The sequence below is a fragment of the candidate division TA06 bacterium genome (genome assembly GCA_004376575.1).
Taxonomy (GTDB): Bacteria; Hydrothermota; DG-26; order E44-bin18; family E44-bin18; genus E44-bin18.
In genome coordinates this window covers 23,460-45,681 of the sequence record SOJN01000094.1, presented here as the reverse complement: position 1 = coordinate 45,681, position 22,222 = coordinate 23,460, and the positions used below count along the sequence as shown (strand labels likewise).

At 49.4% G+C, this 22,222-nt stretch carries 17 protein-coding genes, 1 tRNA gene and 1 pseudogene; 8 read left to right on the top strand and 11 right to left on the bottom strand.

All coding sequences use genetic code 11. From position 1 onward, the window contains the following. Nucleotides 1-265 precede the first annotated feature (265 nt). The 7 genes and pseudogenes from E3J62_08460 to E3J62_08430 form a co-directional block, all read right to left on the bottom strand. Nucleotides 266-1,423: pseudogene (locus tag E3J62_08460) on the bottom strand (hypothetical protein). Between the two features lie 502 nt (nucleotides 1,424-1,925). Further along, entirely contained in the window at nucleotides 1,926-2,642 is a 717-nt protein-coding gene (locus E3J62_08455) for a hypothetical protein (protein TET45133.1), read from the bottom strand. Nucleotides 2,643-2,738: 96 nt separating this feature from the next. Continuing rightward, nucleotides 2,739-3,884 (bottom strand): hypothetical protein, encoded by a 1,146-nt coding sequence (locus tag E3J62_08450; GenBank protein ID TET45132.1) that lies wholly within the window; start codon nucleotides 3,882-3,884, stop codon nucleotides 2,739-2,741. 215 nt (nucleotides 3,885-4,099) lie between these two features. Then, the gene (locus E3J62_08445; protein ID TET45131.1) at nucleotides 4,100-5,569 is read right to left on the bottom strand and encodes a T9SS type A sorting domain-containing protein; all 1,470 of its coding nucleotides are present in this window, start codon (nucleotides 5,567-5,569) and stop codon (nucleotides 4,100-4,102) included. Between the two features lie 164 nt (nucleotides 5,570-5,733). Then, nucleotides 5,734-6,066 (bottom strand): type II toxin-antitoxin system PemK/MazF family toxin, encoded by a 333-nt coding sequence (locus E3J62_08440; GenBank protein TET45130.1) that lies wholly within the window; start codon nucleotides 6,064-6,066, stop codon nucleotides 5,734-5,736. Then, a complete protein-coding gene (locus E3J62_08435; protein TET45129.1) occupies nucleotides 6,051-6,245 on the bottom strand; it encodes a DUF2281 domain-containing protein in 195 nt (64 codons plus the stop codon). The genes E3J62_08440 and E3J62_08435 overlap by 16 nt, the downstream gene beginning before the upstream one ends. 125 nt (nucleotides 6,246-6,370) lie before the next feature. Beyond that, nucleotides 6,371-9,967, bottom strand: a complete 3,597-nt coding sequence (locus E3J62_08430) for a T9SS type A sorting domain-containing protein (protein ID TET45128.1) — start codon at nucleotides 9,965-9,967, stop codon at nucleotides 6,371-6,373. A gap of 162 nt (nucleotides 9,968-10,129) precedes the next feature. Between E3J62_08430 and E3J62_08425 the strand changes: the two genes are divergently transcribed. Further along, on the top strand, nucleotides 10,130-13,357 hold the full coding sequence (locus E3J62_08425; protein TET45127.1) for a T9SS type A sorting domain-containing protein: 3,228 nt from the start codon (nucleotides 10,130-10,132) through the stop codon (nucleotides 13,355-13,357). A 152-nt stretch (nucleotides 13,358-13,509) separates the two neighbouring features. Here E3J62_08425 and E3J62_08420 read toward each other — a convergent pair whose 3' ends face one another. The 4 genes from E3J62_08420 to lexA form a co-directional block, all read right to left on the bottom strand. After that, nucleotides 13,510-14,376: a DUF72 domain-containing protein gene (locus E3J62_08420; protein ID TET45126.1), complete on the bottom strand. Its 867-nt coding sequence runs from the start codon at nucleotides 14,374-14,376 to the stop codon at nucleotides 13,510-13,512. A gap of 3 nt (nucleotides 14,377-14,379) precedes the next feature. Next, nucleotides 14,380-15,588: a DNA polymerase IV gene (dinB, locus tag E3J62_08415; GenBank protein TET45125.1), complete on the bottom strand. Its 1,209-nt coding sequence runs from the start codon at nucleotides 15,586-15,588 to the stop codon at nucleotides 14,380-14,382. 226 nt (nucleotides 15,589-15,814) lie between these two features. Next, nucleotides 15,815-16,654: an MBL fold metallo-hydrolase gene (locus E3J62_08410; GenBank protein ID TET45124.1), complete on the bottom strand. Its 840-nt coding sequence runs from the start codon at nucleotides 16,652-16,654 to the stop codon at nucleotides 15,815-15,817. Then, nucleotides 16,654-17,253: a repressor LexA gene (gene lexA, locus E3J62_08405; protein ID TET45123.1), complete on the bottom strand. Its 600-nt coding sequence runs from the start codon at nucleotides 17,251-17,253 to the stop codon at nucleotides 16,654-16,656. Before lexA ends, E3J62_08410 begins: the two co-directional genes overlap by 1 nt. Nucleotides 17,254-17,519: 266 nt before the next feature. On the opposite strand from lexA, the gene E3J62_08400 reads away from it, so the two are divergent. From E3J62_08400 to E3J62_08370, 7 genes are all read left to right on the top strand, one after another. Then, nucleotides 17,520-18,404 (top strand): DUF1893 domain-containing protein, encoded by an 885-nt coding sequence (locus E3J62_08400; GenBank protein ID TET45122.1) that lies wholly within the window; start codon nucleotides 17,520-17,522, stop codon nucleotides 18,402-18,404. Between the two features lie 21 nt (nucleotides 18,405-18,425). Next, nucleotides 18,426-18,504 (top strand) — tRNA-Pro (locus E3J62_08395). Continuing rightward, entirely contained in the window at nucleotides 18,487-19,017 is a 531-nt protein-coding gene (locus E3J62_08390; GenBank protein TET45121.1) for a GNAT family N-acetyltransferase, read from the top strand. Before E3J62_08395 ends, E3J62_08390 begins: the two co-directional genes overlap by 18 nt. A gap of 25 nt (nucleotides 19,018-19,042) precedes the next feature. Continuing rightward, nucleotides 19,043-19,633: a 4Fe-4S dicluster domain-containing protein gene (locus E3J62_08385; GenBank protein ID TET45120.1), complete on the top strand. Its 591-nt coding sequence runs from the start codon at nucleotides 19,043-19,045 to the stop codon at nucleotides 19,631-19,633. A gap of 30 nt (nucleotides 19,634-19,663) precedes the next feature. Then, entirely contained in the window at nucleotides 19,664-20,092 is a 429-nt protein-coding gene (locus E3J62_08380) for an arsenate reductase ArsC (protein TET45119.1), read from the top strand. A 35-nt stretch (nucleotides 20,093-20,127) separates the two neighbouring features. Further along, nucleotides 20,128-20,568: a GAF domain-containing protein gene (locus E3J62_08375; protein ID TET45160.1), complete on the top strand. Its 441-nt coding sequence runs from the start codon at nucleotides 20,128-20,130 to the stop codon at nucleotides 20,566-20,568. A gap of 285 nt (nucleotides 20,569-20,853) precedes the next feature. Next, entirely contained in the window at nucleotides 20,854-22,092 is a 1,239-nt protein-coding gene (locus tag E3J62_08370) for a cytochrome C (GenBank protein TET45118.1), read from the top strand. Nucleotides 22,093-22,222: the final 130 nt, after the last annotated feature.

Below are 22,222 nucleotides of genomic sequence, written 5' to 3'. Positions count from 1 at the left end.
CTGCCTTCAACCTGTAGAAATACACGCCGCAGGAGTTTGCTTTCCTGTTCCAGCGGACTTGATGGATGCCAGACTTCTGTGTTTCATTTACAACTATCTCCACCAGCCGTCCAGTGATGTCGTAGACTTCAATAGTGACGCATGTGGCTGCTGGCAGCGAGTATGAGATTAGAGTGGAACCGTGAAATGGATTTGGCTGATTCTGCAGCGATTTTCGATCTTCGATTTTCGATTTTCGGTCTTGTTCCTGGATTCCCAGCACTCGTCCGAGACTGTCTGTCTTGATCAGGTAGAAATCGTAGTTCCCAGCACCGAACGACCAGGTGGCTCCCACAACGATAAACCCACCATCCAAGGTCTGCAGTACGGAGCGACCCATATCATCCCAGTATCCACCATAGGTCCTTGTCCACAAGGTGTCACCAACAGAGTCCGTCCTGACCAGATAGACATCAAACCATCCTGGTGACTGCTTCGCCCCTGCAATGATGTACCCTCCATCCGAAGTGCTCGCCGCTGAGTAGGCAACATCACTGCTGACGCCACCGTAGGTTCTTGCCCACAGGCTGTCTCCCAACGAATCCACCCTGATGAGATAAACATCGTGCCATCCTGCACCCGAAGAGAATGTATATCCTGCGATAGTGTATCCACCGTCAGCAGTCTGCAATACAGAAAACCCAAAATCCTCCTCAGTCCCACCGTAGGATCTCGTCCAGAGAACATTTCCTAGAGTGTCCATCTTGATAAGGTAAACATCAGCTGAGCCCGACACAGAGTGTGTCCCTCCTACGACTGCATACCCCTTGTCCGAGCTTTGCACAATGCACCGACCAACATCGTCAGAGGAATCCTCACCGCAAGTTGTAGCCCAGACCAGATTTCCCAGAGAATCGGTCTTGACTAAGTAAACATCCCTTCCAAACACACCAAAGGACCCTGTCTCTCCTGCAATGATATACCCACCATCCAAGGTCTGCAGGACGCTGTAGCCAGCGTCAGACTCATCGCCACCATAAGTTGCTGTCCAGAGCGTGTCTCCCAGAGAGTCTACCCTGACTAAGTAAACATCATAAACCCCTGTGCCGGAGGAGATGGTCTCCCCCGAGATGACGAATCCAGCGTCACGAGTCTTCTGGACAGAGTAGGCCCGATCGGGGTCGGAACCTCGATAGGTTCTTGTCCAGAGAATGTCTCCAAGCGAATCCGTCCTGATTAAGTAGATATCGTTCTGGCCTGCACCAAAGGATTTCGTGTCCCCCGCAACGATATAACCGCCATCTGAGGTCTGCTGGACGCTGTGGCCATACTCCCGAGCGGTTGCACCATATGTTCTCTCAAAGGTGACCTGGGCAAAGCAGGGACTGGAAACAAGGCAGAGCAGCAAACAAACACCGCAGACAAGAAGGGTGAATAGAGCAATCTGTCCGTCGATGGCTTTGCCCGCAAATCGCTTCACCTAGTCTTCTCCTTGGGAAGACGGCCCTTCCGCTCCCGAATGTGGATTATGGACTCTTGTGGGGCCTATTTCAAGGGGAATCGAGGTCAGGAGACCAAAGAAAGTTCAGAAATCTGTTCAAACAGAATTCTCGCTTCCTCTGTGAATAGCCAGTTGCGAATTCCACTCCTTCTTGAAGGTCACAAGCGGAGCGCGGTGAGCTTCCTAGAAGGATGTGAATCCTTCGTCGGCGTCAGCCGACGGAGGAAGACATTGTTGCTGGCATGAGACATTTTTGGCCCTTCCTGTCCTGACCCCGCCGAAGAAGAGAGGCAAAGCCGACTGAGGATACCTTTTAGTATCTCAGAACGAAGATCTCAGATCTGAGACTTCGCATCGGAGAAGGCGAGCATGGAAAGATGCTGGAAAACAACGAGAGAGACAGGAAGGATTAGGAGGATGGTTTGGTTGAGCCCAAGGCTTATGTTTATCCGCCCGAACCTGAGTGCTCGCTCCGATAGACTCTATCCGCAACCCTGCGCGCTCCTTTGGCTGCGTGTGCTGCAATAATTATATAATCAGGATCTACAGGATGTGCAGTCTTCTTGGCGTATTTTGAGAAAGCGGCATTTGATCCAACACTAGGAAAAGCGTAACTCATAGAAATTAGATATCTATCCTGGCTTTTAGCCCGGATGGCGGATTGTATCTTCCATTTTAGATCGTGTAATTCTTGCATTGCTTTTTCATATTCTCCGGTTGGCAAATAGTCAGTATGTGTCCATTTGAGAATCCACACACCTCTTTTTCGTCTCTGTGTTCTGAGAAGCCCCTCATTAGCCAAGAACTCTCTAAAATCAAAATCCCTCACCGCATGATACAAATCCCTTGCACGATTTTCAGCAATTGCTTCAAGACATTTCATCTCATATGTGCGCAATGAACTGGGCATCTCTTTGCCTTTTTCAGTTAGTTGCAAAGCAATAGACCGCAAAACCAAAGAACTAAGCTCTCCCCAAGAGCTGAGCTTTCTTGGTTGAATATATCTTTCATTTGCTAGATAGACGATAGTAGCGACTAGAGAACTTGTTTGTGCATTTCGTCTGGGATCCGGCAATCCCCAGAATTGCCTGTCGAGTTCTTTTCTGGCATGAATTAATAGATGGAGTGCCTCTACCGGTCTAAGATCTTTGATTAGGCTCATATTGTATCGTGATCCTCTTTACGATCAAATCTTGAAAATCGGACTCTAGTGTCCGTGCATACATGGCCTGAGAATTGAGACTGATCTCTTCTTTGTCTAGAATATGTAGTAGGTGAAGCCGAGGTGAGCTTCGAGCTCCACGCTTTCAGTCCAGAATTCTTCCTTCGAGACTGAGGCCCCTCCGTGAACCCATAGGTCGGTGCTCATTCCGCGGTATGTTCCCAGCGAGATCTCGTAGTGGTGGGATGCGGTCTCTCCTACAGGTGCCTTTAGCCTCAGGCCAGTTCTCGCATAGGAAGTCCAGTTGTAACTGTGGTCTATGGTATATGACACCTGGCCTTCACTACGCAGGTCCATCTGCCCCAACGGGAGCGAAAGATATAAGCTTGCCCGAAACTGCTGGTTCAACGCCATGGGTCTTGCATATTGGAAATTAGTGAGGAGCCAGCCCCTGCTTCTTCTGAAGGCACCGTCGTACGTCAGACTGTTCTCATACTCTACTGCAAATTCCCAACCAATAAGCTTCGGGGAGATTCTGTAGACTGGGCTGAACATCACTTCCCTCAGTTTTAAGGCTTGAGCAAAGCTGAGTTCACTGGCGCCGTAACTCTCAAGCAGCTCCCCGAGGTCTCCGTAGAATCTGCTCTCCCACTCATCTCTGAAGTCTTCGACGTAGGCCCGCCTTTTGTCAATCATCTCTGCAACATCCTTTATGGCCTCTTTCGATAACTCTCCAGTCGATGCGGAGAAGACTTCCCTGGAAGCGGCAATGGCGCGCGCAACGGATGTTACTTCGGTGACTCTTCCCACGCCCAGTCCTGCCCGGAGCGAGACATAATCGTCCCAGTCATTGTGATAGCGTGTGTAGATCCGCGCCTTGACAAACACCCCTTGATAACTAGTAAGATACACACGCCCCGCAGCGTGGAGGTGGTTACCGTACTCCGTCTCCAAATCAGCATTCTCGCTCTTGTGAACTCCAAGAAAAGCACCTTCATCCAACCACCAGTTCAGTTTGGGCGTTTGCTTGACCCAGTAGATGCTTACTGAGGGATGTGAACTGACCATATAATGGTCTCCCATTTTGTATGCGTAGAAGATCTCCCGGCCTGAAACGGACAAGTTCCTGACTTCGTATGTCGGCACTCTGAACTCGTTGTACAGGAGACTCAGGTCCTCGGCTTTGGCCGAACTCAGAGCGAAGATCATTACAAACAATACAAAGACGATAATTCCTCTCACAGTCTCCCCCTATTCAAGGTCGGGTAGTGATCCGCAGTATTCAACCAAAAGGCGGTGCATATGAGCTTGGCTCGGGCCCTGCCGCACAGTCAGATAAAAAACGTGGGGACAGTGCCTCTCGATGAGCTCCCCTCGATATAGTTTACACTGAGCTTCCCGAAGTGCTCGGGATCCCTGACTTGACTTCGAGACACCATCCCTGCTCTATGAATCCACTAGCGCACCAAGATCATTTTCTTGGCGGCCGTGAAGTCGCCAGCCCTGAGCCTGTAGAAATAGATCCCAGAGGGTTGATCTTTGGCATCCCAACGCACTCGGTGTAGGCCTGGTCCTTGAGTCTCATTCACAAGGGTCTCCACCAGGCGCCCAATGATGTCGTAGATTTTGAGGGTGACCTGAGCAGGTACTGCCATCGAGTATGAGATTAGAGTGGAACCGTGAAATGGATTTGGCTGATTCTGCAGCGATTTTCGATCTTCGATTTTCGATTTTCGGTCTTGTTCCTGGATTCCCAGCACTCGTCCGAGACTGTCTGTCTTGATCAGGTAGAAATCGTAGTTCCCAGCACCGAACGAAGCAGCCCATCCAGCGACTACATAGCCGCCGTCGTCAGTAATCTGAACGCAACTGCCCCAGTCCTCACTGAACCCACCAAAGGTCCTGGTCCAAATGGTATCCCCAAAGGAATCAGTTTTGATCAGATATGCGTCTATATGGCCAGGGCCAAAAGACCAAGTGCCGCCGCAGATAACATAGCCACCATCGGAGGTTTCGTGCACAAGGTAACCCCAGTCAAGCGAATTACCTCCATAAGTCCTGGTCCACAAGGTATCACCAGAGGAATCAGTTCTGATCAGATATATATCTTCTTGTCCTGCCCCGAAAGAAGATGTATACCCCACGAGTACATATCCACCATCTCCAGTCTGTTCCACACAATACCCAACATCGCTATCATCCCCTCCGTAGGTTTTCGTCCAAAGGGCGTTTCCGATCGAGTCGGTCTTTACCAGGTAGACATCGTTACGTGGCCCAGCGAAGTACCGCCCCACTACTATGTAACCGCCATCGTCTGTTTCTTGTACACCGTACCCATATTCTGGGGTGAAGTCGCCGTAGACCCCGCTCCACAGACTGTCCCCCACGGAATCAGTCTTGATGAGATAGACATCATTGTAACTATACACTCCTGCGACGATGTAGCCCCCATCTTTGGTCTGGCGTACACAGGAGCCAAAATCTGCCAGTGAGTTGCCGTAAGTGCGAGTCCACAGGCTGTCACCAAGAGAGTCCGTCTTGATCAAATAGATCCTGAAGGCGCTGTCAGCAATCACAAAGGCTGTCCCAGCGATAATGTATCCACGATCATTCGTTTGCTCCACGAATGCAGCATCGTCGAAGGATGAGCCTCCGTATGTTCTGGTCCAGATGGGATCACCTATGGAATCAGTCTTGACAACATAGACATCCTCAAATCCTGCACCAAAGGACGATGTCAGTCCGACCAGAACATAACCTCCGTCGGCGGTCTGCTGTACACAGAAGGCTCTATCTTCCATGGCCCCGCCATACGTCCTCTCAAAGGTGATCTGGGCAAGGGACGGCTGGGGTGTGAGAGGAAACAAGAAACAAATCCCAAATACAAGGGACATGATCACACGACTTCGGAGAGTTGCGCCCATCATCTCCTCCTTATTTGATCCGCTCCCGAAAAAGGCGCCTCTTCTGCCTTTGCATGAGAATTAAACACCAGAGCAAAAGAAATGTCAAGACGCAACTGTTGTAGGCAAGAGCTGGGAGATTGTGAAGGTCGCGAAGTCTATGTACGCTCTGCCAGAGGTCGCCCAATTCACTGGCGTAGAATATCCAGGATTGTCTCTATGACTTGGTTAGTCTTCCCACTTTTGAGATGGCCAACACGATACAAGACAATATGGCGGTCTGCCGTGAATATCCGGCTCGGCCGCACATTACTCTTCTGTCTGAGTGTCCCTCTCTCAAAGTCATTTTCTTCAATCGGAACCGCATATCTGTCGCTGATCTGCTGACTCGTAATCTGGCAAAGAATTAGATCATCCCCTTCCAACTCCGCGACAACCAAGGCAGGACGCTTTTTGGCATGCGTTAGGTCCGAGAATGGAAACGGCACAACTACCACATCTCCTTTTACAGATCTTGCCAAGCTTCATCCTCCTCAGGTCTTAGCCAGTCTTTCCTGAGGGACGTTTCGCTCGCAACCGCCGTACCCATCCCCTCTCCCCATCCCTTTGTTTCCAGGAAGCGTATAAAATCGAGTATTTCGGCAAGATACTCCTCAGGGACCTTCTCAATCTCTTTCAGAATCAGTTCCTTCAGCTTCATACTTTCACCTCGCTAGCTCCTGGTGATGGCTGTTTCACGATAGCTCTCTGTGGTCTCGCTCACCCGATTGCTCCCGTCTCGCGTCATGGGGCAACGCCTCTGCCCCCTTCCGCCAAGGAGAGTTCTTATCTAATCAATATCATTTTCCTTGTTGTGGGGCCGCTGGGTAGGGCGAGCCGGTAGAAGTAGGTGCCGCTGGGTGCGAGGGTTCCATCAGCGGTTCGGCCGTCCCATGTAGCAGCGAATTTGCCGGTTCCATCTGTGATCATCGGTAGAGAGTTTAGCAGCCTTCCCGCTATGTCGTAGACCTTTACTGTTGGTTTCCCAGCAGCAGGATTATTCGCATATATCCTCGTCGTCCCTGTGAACGGATTGGGCACGTTCTGGTAGAGCTTTGGTGGACCACCCAGCGCCCTCCGCCTGATCACCTCGGCGATGCCCGTGCACTCAGCGCCAATGTTAATATCATCAATATACCACCCTTCGCCCACATCAGCCAGGTCGCTGAAGAACCTGAACCTGATCCGTGCTGAGTCACCTACACTATATGATGAGAGATCATACCAATCCTTAAACCACACGTTGCCCGGGAGCAGCGAGTCAAGCGCACCTCCGCAGCCTTTAAAGTGTATCAATTCCCATCCTGAGCCTGTGTTTATTTCAATATAGAGTCCATCGGAACCGTATATGGGCATGTTATACCAGTGCCAGAAACTGAGATAAGGATTTGGTCCAATCACAAAGGGCGGACTTGTGAGCGAGGCAATCATCTGGTCGTCGTAGTACCACAAGTCCTCATGCCCGCAATACCAGGAGTGGGTCGCAGAGTTAGACCTGTGTTCCGTGATATGCCAGAGCCCCTCATAGGTCCAGTCTCCTTCACCGCTTTCAACGTCATCGGTAAGCCCAAGACTTCCCACAACGAACAACAGGCTGTCCGAGTTAGTCTCCCAATCAGAAGGAGTCATATTGATGTCAAGCCACGGGAAATGAGGCTCCGGGCATCCGGCATCGATGCTCACAACAAACCGGGCCCACCCATTCTCTCCTGGCTCGATATCACCAACATTGGCAAGAGACCCCGGAAGCGAAATGAAGGGATCGTCACACGAAAGGAGAGCCGTCACGCCCCTCGCTCTTCCTAAACCTGAATTCCTGACATAGACCAACATGTCAACAGTCTCTCCGGGTTCAGGAATCCCGTTACCGTTTCCAGTAGTATCCTGAACGTTGTAACCGAAACATGAAAGGACTGGTGTCGCGACTGTCACACCAATAACATCAGACCAATTGTGACCCGAGTTATCACTCGTCTCCAGGGTCAGGTACGCGACATGCCCGTTTGTGCAAGCATGCGCAATCGAGAATTCGAATTGAGGAATCCCCAGTGCAGTGTCGCCCGCACCAAGGTCTCCGAACGTAGCGAGGGTCTCTTCAAGACTGACAAAAGGATCACTACTGGAAAGAACACCATCAACTGAGTTCGCTGCCTGATTTCCACTATTCTTGACAGAAACGCCCAACCATATCTTCTCACCCGGATTGCAAACACCGTCATTGTTCCCAACCGAATCGACAATGCCAAACCTGAAGCATTCCACAAATGGTCCCGTGGAGAAAACCGCTGTGCTATCTTCGTAGGGAAGGAAGTTCTGAGCTGTTACCGTCACCTGAATGTGCCCGGGTGAAGCCGGCGAGACACCAAAAGATACCTGTCCAGCACCGTCAGTAAGAGCTCTTTCATAGACCTCGCTGTCCTTCATCAAACACACGAGTGCGCCTGAAACAGGCACAAGCCCGTCGTCCACCGTCACGGCGAAGCCTGAAGTTCCCATCGGAATCGAGTCCGGATGGCGGACACTCAGGGTGCTGAGCGAGTCAGTCCAGACGAACATCTCCGGTTCACCCAGAACGTTCAGCTGATACTGGTGCCACCTGTATATGTTCTCCCCATGAGACTTGGGAGCATACGCAGCCTTGGTAGCAGCCAGAGTAGCACTAATCCTGGCGACGTTGTTGTTGAAAAGCTGGTTGAAGAACTCGATGTCGAACATGTCAGAAAACCCATATCCTGGATTGCCGGGAGATCCCCAGCCATATCTCGAGTTACCTATGAAACCCATACCACCGCCATTTGGATTGGTTATGAAATGCTCGGCTATACAGTCGTCCTCGAATGCGGCAGGATAACAGCCAATAGAGTATAGAAATCCAATTCTGTCACCGTTAACAAGGCTGTCCATAGTTCCCCTGCGGAGCGCACCCGACCCCACCGACATAATGTAGACATTGGCATGACCGGCGTGATTCATGATGTTCTGGCCTCGATTGATCTCAGCGACAACAGTATCCTTGTTTTCGGTCCCGTCCCGCTGATACAACTTTCTAATGTCAAATCTCGCCGGTACGGAACCATCATCTATCATGTCTTTGAAGACCCCGGCATCAGTGTAAGGAAAGCTCCAGAGAACCTCAGCGAAAAAGGCCATGTTGGTCAGATAATCTGTGACTGGATTTCTCTCATACGTCAGAGCCTTGTTCACGAAAGCCTGGACCTCTGAAAGGTCTTCAGCCGAAGCCCTGGCCACAAAAACATCAGTATACAAATCGACACCATCGGTAACTTCGCCATAAATATGATTGCCATTTGAGTCCCACGTTCCGTCCAGATCCGAATAGTAGAGGTCGGCTCTTATGCTGTCTTCATCCGGGTCGAACCCCGCTTCGCATTCCATTGCAAAGCCTACCCTATCCGGAACTATGTTCGTGTCTCCGCCTAGAAGAACCCATATCGTTCCCCAGTTTGCATACGCGTCCTTTATGAAGTTCCTGATCTTCTCGGCGTTATCCCAACCAGAATAGGTGGAGTATATCCACTCGGTTGTAACCACATCTGCTGGAACGCCCTTTTTCGTCTTCCAGTCTGCCAGACGCTGGAAGACCGAGTCGTATACTGCAGATGTGACGACCACATATTCATAATCATCTGGAGGGAGCATGGTGACAACTGGTTCAAAAACAGGCTCCTCACTCTCCAACTCCTCCTCGTTCAATACCAGGCTCTTGAGAACACTCTTGCAGAACCGCTCAGAAGTGGGAGACCTTTTGCCCGGCAGTCTTAGCGCGCCAGACTCAATACTGTATTCGATTCTCACTTCCAGTCGCTTGTGTATTGTCAGTCTACCTTCAGATGGGGTGTACTGAACAGGATAGAGAGTCACACCGAGGACTTTGTACCCAAGCATATTTCCTGTTCTGCCCGCGCTCCCCAGCTTACCCGGATAGGGGTTCCTGGAGGAATAGACCTCAAGGTCCGGTTCTTCGAATTCAACGGGCTTCTGAGTAACGCTCTCCATGGATAGAATCTGCGGGGGCTGTGCTGGAAATATGAGATAGTTGCCCGGGACATCTTCACTCTCAGTCGATAGGACTCTAATGCCCTCAACATTCGCAAACTGGGGGACGGAGATCAGAATCGTCTTCATAGGTAATTGCGGCTTGCCAACTTCATCAGTCAGGTCGCACCCCTTCAGTCTAATCTTGGCGTATCCTTCAAAATCAGAAATAGCGAGAGAATTGGACGAGAACTGGACAGACTGCACGATTTCCATACCAGAACATATTGAAGCGAGAACCAATGAACTCGCCAGGGCGATCACCAGAAACGAAATGGCTTTCATATAATCCTCCATTTTCCAAGGCCAGAGTCTGAAACCAGACATATGTATCCCATATTTTAATCATACCACACTCGCAAGGAAAATCAAGCTCTGAACTGGGCCAAATTGCTCTACTTTATTGGATTGACAGGTTAGGAGCCCTCATGTATTCTGTACCTGCAACCACAGCGAAGATATTCCAAACCCCATCAAACGGAGGTATTGATGAAATTTCGCGGTCTCACCTTGTTGTTTGCAGTATCTTTGACCGTATTGTTCGCCTTTCACGCTGAAGGCTTTAGAAGCGAAAAGACTCCCGACCATTACACAGCCCCAGGGGAGTCGCGCTACGTCACTATTGGCGGTAGAACGCCCGTACCAGAGAAATGGAAGGAGTTCACCTCAAAGTATGATGTCGAATGGACACTGCGCTGGGACACCGTAAGGGACATACCACACAGAGCGCTCCTTTCAGGTCTGAAAATCACGGCAACGGTTGACCAAACAAATATCGAAGAGGCTTGCCGCTCCTTTTTGAGAGCAAACGAGAGTCTATTTGGCATCAAGGAAAGCAATCTCGCTGTCTCCAGAAAGACGCTCAGAGGAAAGTGGTACGTCATTTTTGATCAGAAATACGAAGGTGTCCCTGTCTACGGGGGCAGGGTGCACTTCAGAGTTGCAGAAAACGGCAACCTTCTCTTGTTCGGCTCGGAATGCTTTCCACATGTTGATGTGAATGCCAGTCCATCAGTATCTGAGCAGGCTGCCGTAAGGACTGCCAAAGAGAGCGTCGATTTCAAAGAGGAAACTGATGAACTGGTTGAAACCAAACTCCTTGTATATCCAGATGAGTCTGTGATGCCTCATCGTTACCATCTGGCATGGACTACCAGAATGAGAACTAAGTCGCCTCCGGGTAACTGGCTTGTCTTTGTGGATGCACACTCCAACGAGGTGATACACTCTGAGAATCAAATCAAATTCGACGCCGTCTCAGGCACAGTTACCGGTTTTATGCTCCCGGAATTCTACGATGAGACTCCTGTTGAGATGCCCTACGCCCATGAGACGGTCACAGTACCCAGCATAGGGCAGGACAACACCGACCTCATAGGTGACTATTCCATTGAAGTCGGTCCAGCGGGGCTATATCCCATTCAGTCACAGTTGTCCGGTCTTTACGTGAGAGTGATGTATGAGGACGGGCCTGAGGCACTCCATTCTGACAGCGCCTTGACATCTTCTCCGCACGATTGGGCGTGGACGGCGCCGGGCGATGGGTTAATGGACGAGATAAACATGTATTATCATGTGGTATTCATACACGATTGGATTAAGGGTGCACCTTTCTATTTCAATGGTATGGACTATCAGATGATTGCTGAAGTAAGATACGGCACAAACTATGACAACGCCTTCTATGACGGAAGAGACATCCACTTCGGAGAAGGGAGCAACGCCCCCGGAGGGTTCAGGAATCTCGCCCTTTTCAGCGACGTAATCTATCACGAATACACTCACGGAATAATCGACCACATTTACAGTTTTGGAAGCGGTCAGCAGTTTGCCGCAATGCACGAGGGTTTCGCGGACTACGGCGCCTGCACCAACAATGATGACCCATATCTGGGTGACGGAGGACTCGTCTTCAACGGAGGCTACCTTCGAAATCTCGACAATAACAGAAGATACCCCGAGGATTTCATCGGCCAATCTCACAACGATGGTTTGATCATCGGCGGAGCAATGTGGGACCTGAGAACGTACGAAGGTCGTACCCTCACAGACAGCTTGTGGGTATATGCCCTGTACGGTGAAGCCATCCTGTTTGAAGATTACCTTATCGAGGTCCTCATAGCAGATGACGACAACGATAATCTCGGGGACGGCACTCCACATGCCTGCGTCATCTATCTGGCCTTTGATAAGCACGGCATCGGGCCAGGACCGGCAACCGTAGACCATACTCCTCTGCCGGACACTGAAGATACTCTTAACCCTTACCAGATCCTGGCTGAGATTGTGCCGACTATTCCTTTCCAGGATACGATATGGCTTCTCTACACCATCGCACCGGATACGAATTACACGCAGATGGCCATGGACAGTACGGGGAATCCTGACGAATACGAGGCGTTCATACCTGCGCAGCCAGCAGGAACCGTAGTCAATTATTATATGTCGCTCCTTTGTATGACATCACCCATCGGTGCGCCTGACGACAGTGTATATTCATTCTACGTGGGTAGCGACACCGTGGCCCCGACAATAGTCCATGATCCTCTTATGGACATGCCCCTGAGTGCATGGCCGGCCACTGCCATTGTAGAAGTGACAGACAACCTGGGTCTTGAATCGGTCACTCTTGAATACAAGCGAAACGGGCTGGACGAGGTTCCGATCCCCATGCAGCGGCTCGCGAGTACTGATCTCTATTTTGCGCAGTTCGCTTCTGGAGCGGACACGTCTGACATCTTTGATTATCGAATTGTGGCCGTGGATTCCTCCGGAGGCTCCAATACCAGCTATGAACCTCCGGATCAGTCTTATCACACCTTCGAGGTGTGCGCAGGTTTCTATGACGACATGGAGAGTGGACAGGGCGACTGGGTACACCAGCAGGGCAGCGGTGGATATGTCGATGAGTGGCACATGTCACAGTTCAGAAACTATAATCCTTTGGACTCCACATCCTGGAAATGCGGCGGACCGAACGGTAGCAACTATGACGACCTCAACCATTCCGTGCTCATCACACCCTCTATCGACCTTGAGCTGGGGTCAGTGTTAGGTTTCTGGCACCGGATGGATGCGGAGAATCGTAATGCCACACGCGCATGGGATGGAGGATTTGTCGAGATATCGACTGATGGCGGAAGCAACTGGACTCAGATCACTCCACAGGGAGGATACCAGTACACCATAATCGACAATCTCGACAGTCCTTTTCCTGCCGGGACACCCTGTTTCTCAGGATCACACGATTGGCGGTACGAGACTTTTGATATCGGCACATATTCCGGGACGGTCCTATTCAGATTCAATTTCGGTTCAGACAAGTATGTCACCGAGGAAGGCTGGTACATAGATGAGGCAACAGTCTATTTCTGTCCCGAGGTGGGTGCGGAAGAGTCAGCGTATCTGCGAAGGATACCGCTCTTCTACGGTATGTCTGAAGCGTATCCGAACCCATTCTCAGAGACGTCTTCCTTGAGACTCGAACTGCCTGCCAGGAGCAAGGTTGAGCTCAAGATCTATAACTCTGCAGGACAACTTGTGAGAACTCTGAAAAACGGCATAGAGAACGCAGGATACCAGGTCGTAGAGTGGGACGGACGCGACTCCAAGCAGAATGCTGTACCGAATGGGATATACTTCTATAGTCTCAGGTGCTCAAGATCTGGCAGAACCGTTTTTGACAGGACTTCAAAGACTATTCTCTTGAAGAGGTAAGGTTTCAGGCTCGGCTCCAACACTCAGAAATAACCAATGGAGAAATTTGCCAAAGGCTTCTTCATCTTTGTCGCCACTGCTATGGTGGCACTCCTCCTCGCCTATTTCAGGCTCAGGACTAAATCGGATGGTAAGAAGGCCGACCAATCCCCTCAGAAGAGCATTCCGGGCTCCCTCTCATCTTCTCCTATCGCATACTTCTGACCCTGAGAGAACTCGTCTAGGAGGCCTAGGAATTTCTTCATCATCAGAGCATTCCTTGCAGCCGATCCTGCATGACAATTATTGAAGAATACGAGAGTGTTAAGGCCGCTCCTGGCCATCTTCTCTATATCCGGGACAAATTTCTTCAACTCTTCCTCTGAATAGAGATAATTGTACCTTTCTTCCCGGCTTGCTCTGAACCAGTTCTTGTTCCGGCCATGAAACCTGAAGTAGGCAACACCGGACGTGGCAATCGGCTTGTAGGGAACAAGTCTGGGAAGCGGCGGCTCGTCAACGATACAGAACCCGAGTTCATTGTTTTTGAGAAAATCAAAAGTCCTGTCCCTGATCCAGGCCTTATTCCTGAACTCGACCACCACAGGAACCCCTTTTAATCTGTCTTTGCACTGTAGAATGTAGTCCTCATTCCTGGAACTCGCGAGGAAAAAGACAGGAAACTGAAGGAGTATACATGAGAGCTTATTCTTCTCAGTCATGGGTCTGAGACCTTCAATAAACTGAGTGAAGACGTCCGAGTTGTCGATAATCTCAGTTCTTTTCTTGTCTGACCAGATTTCATGAGTCATATCCTTGTTTGACCTGACGACAAAGGTGAACTTGTCCGAGACCTTTTTCGCCATAGCCTCGGTAGTCCTGGCATTTGGGAGTCTGTAATATGTGAAGTTAATCTCCACAGTGTCAAACCCCAGTTCTATCTCATAGTAAGGGAGAAGGCTGGGGTCTTTGATGTTCTTGGGATAAATGGGCCCCTTCCAATCAGAGAAGGAGTATCCGCTTGTGCCGATTCTTGTCATTGTCTAAGCTCCTTTTTGTTTGATGAGCCCGAAGGGAACTATGCTTTGCTTTCTACCAGTATAAAGAATGCTGCCTCTTGTCACAGCAAATTCACCATACTTATCATTAATATCATCAAGAGTTCTTATCAAAGTTTCGTTTCTTTGTTTTTTAAAAAGTTCTTCCTGCTTTTTCCCCTTAACCAAGTTTGATACGCTCACACCTATCAGCCGAAGAAGCCTCTTCCTGTCAAACTCCCTCAAGAAGATTGATTTTGCGGCTCTGTATATTGGAAGCCCTTCGTCGAAATGGAGATCAAATGTCTTTTGTCTAGTAAGTGTTTCGAAGTTTTCATATCGGATCACAACTGTGATTGTCTTCCCAGCATAATTCTCTTTCCTCAGCCTTCTTCCAACCTGTTCTGACAGTTGAAGAAGGTGTCTCAATATCAAGCTTAAGTCTCTTGTATCCTCCTGCAATGTCATGGTATGTCCAAAAGACTTTGTTTCAGACTCATAGTAATAGGGATGGACGGAAGAGTTGTCAATCCCGAGCCCCATATCACGAAAAATTCTACCCCCCTTTCCAAACCCTTTCTCAAGTTTCCTCACATCAAACCGTCCAAGTTCACCACAGGTCTTTATTCCCAACCTGGATAATACTTCTCTGGTCTTTTCCCCAATTCCGCAGAGCTCCTGCACAGGGATATTTTCCAGGGTTTGTGATACATTCTCTGGTTGGATTTCCGAAAGTCCATCAGGTTTTGAGAACCCACTGGCAAGCTTAGCAAGAAGTTTATTGGGAGCAATTCCTATTGAGCAGGTGACTGAAAAGTTATTCACCACATACTCTTTTATCTCTTTAGATATCGTTCTGGCACCTCCGAAAAGATGCTCTGTATTGGTGACGTCAAGAAAAGCCTCATCGATCGAAAATATTTCCAGAAGATCCGAATACTTGCTGAGCGTCTTTAATAGCTTTAATGATGTAGTAATATATTTTGAGGGGGTTCCTTCGACAAGAATTGCCCTGGGACAAAGCCTGAGAGCCTCCGGAAGCCCCATCCCCGCTTTCACCCCGAATTTCCTGGCTTCATAGGAGGCCGATGCAACTGCAGTTCTACCTTCTGGATTCCCGCATACTATTATTGGTTTACCTTTGAGGCCGGGATTGCTCACTGTTTCAATGGAAGCAAAAAAAGCATCCATGTCTATGTGAATAATCTTTCTCATTCTTCCCCGCAAGCGTTGCTTTCAATCGTCAATCTTAGATCTGAATTCTTGAATAATAACATCCTCCCTCAAGGGAGTGGAAGATGGTGTGGGTGGTCCTCATGGTAAATCCTTTACCGTCACTCATTGAGAAAAAAATGTCTTTGCGAGGCCTGCGTAGCGAGCCGAAGCAATTTCTAGCAAGATCTTTATGAGGCAAGGAAATAACATATTTTGATCTCCCCGTTCATATTGGATACTTTTCATACAATTCCACTCTTCTTGCTTCGAGCAGGTCTTCTTCTTCTCCTTTGAATTCTGCTGCAGAAAGAATCTCCACTCCCTTCTCTCTTGCAACCATATACGCATCTTCAATATATTCCTTCCAATTAGTTTCTCTCATAATGTGGTGGTCAATCACAATCTTTTTTATATCTGTTTTTTCTACTATTTCAGAAATCCTGTGAGAGCGACACTCTGGGAAGGTTATTGCCGGTCCATCTATCAATAGGATGTCTGGATTTTTTTCGATTATGAAATCAATCTGCTCATTAAGGTTTGCGCCTTCAATATCAGAGGTGAATAAAAAACTTCCCGAACCTCCTTCAATGAATACTTGAATAACACATCCTCTTCTCGTATCCATCCCATGAGGAACAGCCTGAGAAAAAGAAATGGTCACGTCTTGCATATTTATAGTTACCCCATCCGCGAAAACGATCTCTTGCACTTTGTTCTTAATATCTTCCAAAAGGAGAGAGGCACGCCTCATTTGATTGTAATTTAGATTCTTTTCAGGATGTTTCAGGAAGATCGTTTTGTTATAGAAGACATCATACCCTTCAGGGTTAAGGTGGTCATAATGGTAGTGTGTAAGAACGATGATGTCAGCTTCTTCTCCACTCAATTTGATTCGTCCCCAGAGTGATTTTTTCCTCTCCTCTTCCAGAGGATGAGGAGGAAGTTTATGTCTTTTTGGACCAAGATTTACCCCTGGATCGATAAGAATCTTCTTCCCACCAACCTCTACAAGGCATGACGACCCCCTTGCTCCCATCGAATCAAATGCGAGCGGTACAATCACCATCAAATTTTCCTCCACAACCCTATTACCTTACCCAATATTTCAAAATCTTCATCAAGATGGACATGAATTGTATCGAAATCAGGGTTGTCAGGTATCAACGATACCCTCCCCTTCTTCTCGTGGTATCTTTTCACAGTCGCCTCATCCCCAATTCTTGCCACGACAATATCCCCTTGTGACGCTACATTTTGTTTTCTAACCAAAACGAGATCCCCCTCGAATAGGCCAGAACCTTTCATGCTTTCACCTTTCACTTTCAAAAAGAATACTCTATCTCCGCGAGGAAAATAGTCCTCTTGTCCAACATATCCTTCCAGATTCTCCTCGGCCAGAATTGGACTTCCTGCTGCTACCTTCCCCACCAATGGTACCCCTTCAAAACGGACTCGCGCATGGTAGGAAATCTCTATCGCTCTAGCACCTTTTCTCCTCTTGATATAACCTTTCCTCTCAATGGCGTCCAAATGTTCTTTTGCTGCCCTTGGACCAAACCTGAACCGAGTACCTATTTCCCTTATGGTAGGAGGATAGCCTCTTTCCATAATGAATTTCTGGACAAATTCCAAAACTCTCGCCTGTTTTCTAGTCAATTCCCTCATATACTCATCATTTGTTGTGTACTTCATATATTATATAATACTAGCAAATTGTCAAGATGAAAAATGTGCAGGATATGGCTTGACTTTTCCTTTTCCAAAAGTATCCTGTCAACAAGGAACAACCCCTTCTCACAAGCAACCCGGGAGGTCGCCTTGAGAATCAGACAAAACCTTTCAGTCGCAAAAGAAACAGTCTTTGAACGACCCAAACCTCTTGTCCTTGCAGGGTTTACGGCAGGTTTTGTTGCACTTTCAGTTGGAGTCCCCTGGGCGACCCATCTGATAGCAGGACCTGTGGCCGGGCGCACATTCTTGCCAATGCATTTCTTCGTTCTCTGCGCCGGCCTCCTTCTTGGGTGGCGGTCAGGCCTCGTCGCTGGACTCCTGAGCCCTATCATCAGCTTCGCGCTCTCAGGAATGCCTCCTGCGATTGTCCTCCTTCCTCTCACTCTGGAGATCACAACGTATGGACTTGTCTCCGGCTTACTCAGGCGCCGCTTAAACGGCAATGTCTGGCTTTCCTTGATCGGTGCACTCATCGCCGGCAGGATTGTCGTAATGTTTGCGGTTTATCTGATGCGAGTATCACCTCCATTCAGCTATTTGGCCAGCGCATTTATCGCGGGGCTCCCGGGAATAGCCATCCAGATTGCCCTTCTTCCTCTCATAGCCAAGCTTTTTGCCAGGAGAGCCTTCTCATAGCTCGGGAAAGAATACTCCTCGAAAAACTGGAAAAGTTCGCGTCCAGTCCATGGTCTCTCGTAGTAGAGAACAGGGAAGGCGTCCTCTTCCGTTCCAAGGACGACCAGCTGATTCCCCTGATGGAATGCATAGAAAGTCACTATCCTGAAATGGCTGGCGCTACGGTTCTTGATAAGACGGTTGGAAGAGCCGCGGCCCTCCTCTGCATATATGCTAAGGTGGACCTGGTACTGACACCTTTGATAAGCAAGGCGGCCGTGGAGGCACTTGAGGAGTCCGGTCTTCTATTTCTGGCTCTTGAAAAGGTCGAGCTAATAGTGAACGCTCGGGGCACGAGTCCATGCCCCATGGAGAAGAAAGCAATGGGGAAATCCCCGGACCAGTTCTACGAATCACTCGCCAAGAAGCCTCATCACAAACCAGTTGACAGAGCAAACCCGGAGTGCTAGCTTAACCAAAACGGAGAACGTCGGGGCGTAGCGCAGCCCGGTTTAGCGCGCCTGCTTTGGGAGCAGGAAGTCGGAGGTTCGAATCCTCTCGCCCCGACCAACTGCTCATGGCCGGACCGCCCCGAATGTCAATGGTGCCATTCAATCGTTAGGCGAAATCGTGGAAGAAATCAAAATAAGAAAGGCCAATCTTGAGGATGGAACCCAGGTTGCCGGTCTTCTGGAAGAACTTGGGTTCTCCATCAAACCTGCGTTCATACGGCTAAAAATAGAAATACTGTATAAAAGCGATAGAGATACTGTCCTTGTTTCAGAATTGGACAACAAGGTTCTCGGTGTTGCCCATTTACATATTACAGAGATGCTGCACGAACCCGGACACATCGGACGAATAATGACTATCGTGGTGAAGAATGAACACAAGCGCTCTGGCATCGGCCGGGCCCTGATGACCTCACTTGAAATCGTTGCGCAAGAGGCCGGCTGCACCAGACTAGAGATAAGCAATGATATCCCCCGCGAGGGTGCACGGGAATTTTATAGAAGTCTGGGATACACTGAGGAGTCGAAACGATTTGTGAAGAAGTTGGTACAAGAGCAACCACCACCCTAGTATACAAAAAAAGAGTCCATAATCGATGTCCTGGGCCGGAGTCGGCCAGATCACAGGAGGCACTATGGATCAGAAAGACCTGGCCTTTCATTATGTTTGCACTCGTGAGCAGGCAAGAGAGCTGATTAATGGGCGCGACCGATTCTGGGTGATGAACTGCGGATGCCGTGAAAGTCGCGGACAGTGTAGTCGCTCGCGCATCGATGTCTGTCTCATGTTCAGGGGTGACATTGCGGGCAGTGGCGACACGAGCACAAAAGAGATCTCCCCGGCAGAGGTCGAGGACATTTTCAAGGAAGCGGAGAAGAAGCATTTGGTAACAAGGCCCTTCCGAAACGAATCCCACATTGCGGAGACTGACGGAATATGTTTTTGCTGCGACGACTGCTGCGGATACTTCCTGGACCCAAGCGAGATATGCGACAGAGGGAGTCTCGTTGAAACAACTGACTCGGATAAGTGCACTAATTGCGGGACGTGCGTGGATATCTGCTACTTCGGTGCCCGAAGACTAAATGGCGATCAGTTGGCCATAGACAAGGATAACTGTTACGGCTGTGGCCTTTGTATCGACGCTTGCCCAGAGGGTTCAGTGGAGATGACCCTCAGAACCTGACGGACGGCATCGAAGACACAGTCAGACCCGATGCAAGAAGCAGCAAAGAAGAAAGTCCTGTTCATCTGTACCCACAATTCCAACCGCTCACAGATGGCAGAGGGGCTTTTAAGAGCTACGCGCGGCGGCAGGTACGAGGCTCGCAGTGCTGGCACTCACCCCACGGAGGTGAGCCCTCAAGCAATAAAGGTTATGGGCGAAGCGAACATTGACATATCATCACATCGTTCAAAAAGCATCGACGAATTCCGGGATACGGAATTCGACTACGTTGTCACAGTATGCGACCACGCCAGAGAAACCTGTCCTTTCTTCCCTCGGGCAGTAATGCAACTCCACAAGAGCTTTGAGAACCCCATGGACTTCCACGGTACTAAGGATGAAATAATGACCGCCTTCCGGCACCTAAGAGACGAGATCAAGGCCTGGATCGAGGAAACATTTGGAGACAAAAAGTGATCAAAGATTCGAGCAGGAGCCAGCTTTTCAATTCCCTGTTGGAGAGAATAAGCAGGATCGTCGAAGGACCAGTCGAGGCAGAAAAGAAGCTCTTGGATGTCTGCAGGTTGCTCAAAGAAAGTGTCGCTTACTATGATTGGGTCGGATTCTATCTCGTGGACTCATCTGTAAAAAGGGAACTCCTTCTCGGCCCTTTTGCCGGAGAGGAGACGGAACACACAAGAATACCTTTCGGAAAAGGGATATGTGGCCAGGCTGCAGAGAGAGAAGAGACATTTCTTGTCCAGGATGTGTCCAGGGAGGCGAATTACCTTTCGTGTAGCTCTGACGTCAAATCCGAGATAGTCGTTCCTATCTTCAAAAGTGGTAGTATCGCAGGTGAAATAGACATAGACTCTCACCAGTTGTCGCGCTTTACGGAAGAAGACAGAATCTTCCTGGAAAAGGTGGCAGAGACTGTGTCCGAGCTGATCTGACACAGTCGATTGCGCATGCAATCATGATTCGTGAGTGGTAAGTACTTCGTGAGTATCAGGTCGCAGCAAGGCTAAATGTTCTCCAGCAAGTCAGATTTGTGGCCACAGAGAAAAATCCAGGAGCTACGAAACGGCTATTGACATCAAACCAACTCAGTGTATTTTATACAAACAGGAGAATGGTAGCTGAAGCCTCAGAAAGCGAAAGGCTGAGGAAGGGCGCTGAATGGTGTGCGATGCTGCCCTGAGAGTTCGGCCAGGAAAGCAGAACAAGGAGGTGCTTTGATGTATAGAGGGTTCGGCGTTTTGCTTGTCAGTTTCTTGGTTGCATCCACTAGCCTGGCTCAGACATGCATGGACTGCCACAAGAAGAACACACCCAGAATAGTTTCTGACTGGCAGTTGAGTAAGCATGGCAAATCTGGAATTGACTGCTCCGTATGTCATGGAAGCAAGCACACATCGGCAAGGGACGTGGCCAAGGTCAAAATTCCCACTCCGGCGACGTGTGCCGTGTGCCACAAGAAACAGGTCGACCAGTTCAAGCAGGGAAAGCACGCTAAGGCATGGGCTGCCATGAAGGCCATGCCCACAGCTCACATGCAGCCTATGGCCTTAATGGAGGGTATGAAGGGATGTGGTGGATGCCACAAAATAGGATCGAAGACCGAAAAGGAGATAAAAACTCTGAAAAAAAACGGAGCTGGGTTCGGAATTGCCTCCTGCGATGCCTGCCATACGCGCCACACGTTCTCCGTCAAGGAAGCGAGCCAGCCCCAGGCCTGTCAGACCTGCCACATGGGTTTTGACCACGCTCAATGGGAAATGTATTCAGGTTCAAAACATGGCGTCAGGTACTTGCTGAAGCAAAGTGGAATACTCCCCGAAGATGCAGCAGCGCCCACGTGCCAGACATGCCACATGCAAGAGGGGAACCACGCTGTTCGAACGGCATGGGGATTCCTTGCTGTGAGGCTCCCTATGCCTGAAGACAAACAGTGGGCTGCTGATAGGACCGCTGTCCTTCAGGCTCTTGGCGTGCTTGACCCTGCTGGGAAACCAACAGCAAGGTTGGATGTTGCGAAGGCGGCCGATGTTGCTCGTTTGACACAAGACGACTGGCAGAATGAACGTAACAAGATGGTGAAGACTTGTAATCAGTGCCATTCTATCAATTTTGCCAAGGCGGAATTGGCAAAAGGCGATCGAATGATCAAAGAGGCCGACCGCCTGATGGCCGAGGCGATTCATATAGTTGCCGCCCTGTACAAAGATGGCATACTCAAGAAGCCCGAGAACTATGCATACGCTTTTCCGGATCTGCTCACATTCCACGACGCGCCGACTCACATAGAACAACAACTGTTTGTGATGTTTCTAAAACACCGGATGAGGACATTTCAGGGAACATTCCATGCCAATCCCGACTATGCGCTCTGGTACGGCTGGAGCGAAATGACCAGAGATCTGACTGAAATCAAGGAAATGGCCGAGAACTTGAGGCGAACGCACAAAACCGGATAGCAGCCAAGTCACTCTTTCCGCTCCTTTCTAAGCCAGGACAAAAAACGTCGCTTCCCTTACCAGCATGGGGTTTTCAGACGCTGAGCGAAATAGGTTTTCTGATTTGCTTGACCTACCAGTGGGATGTGTG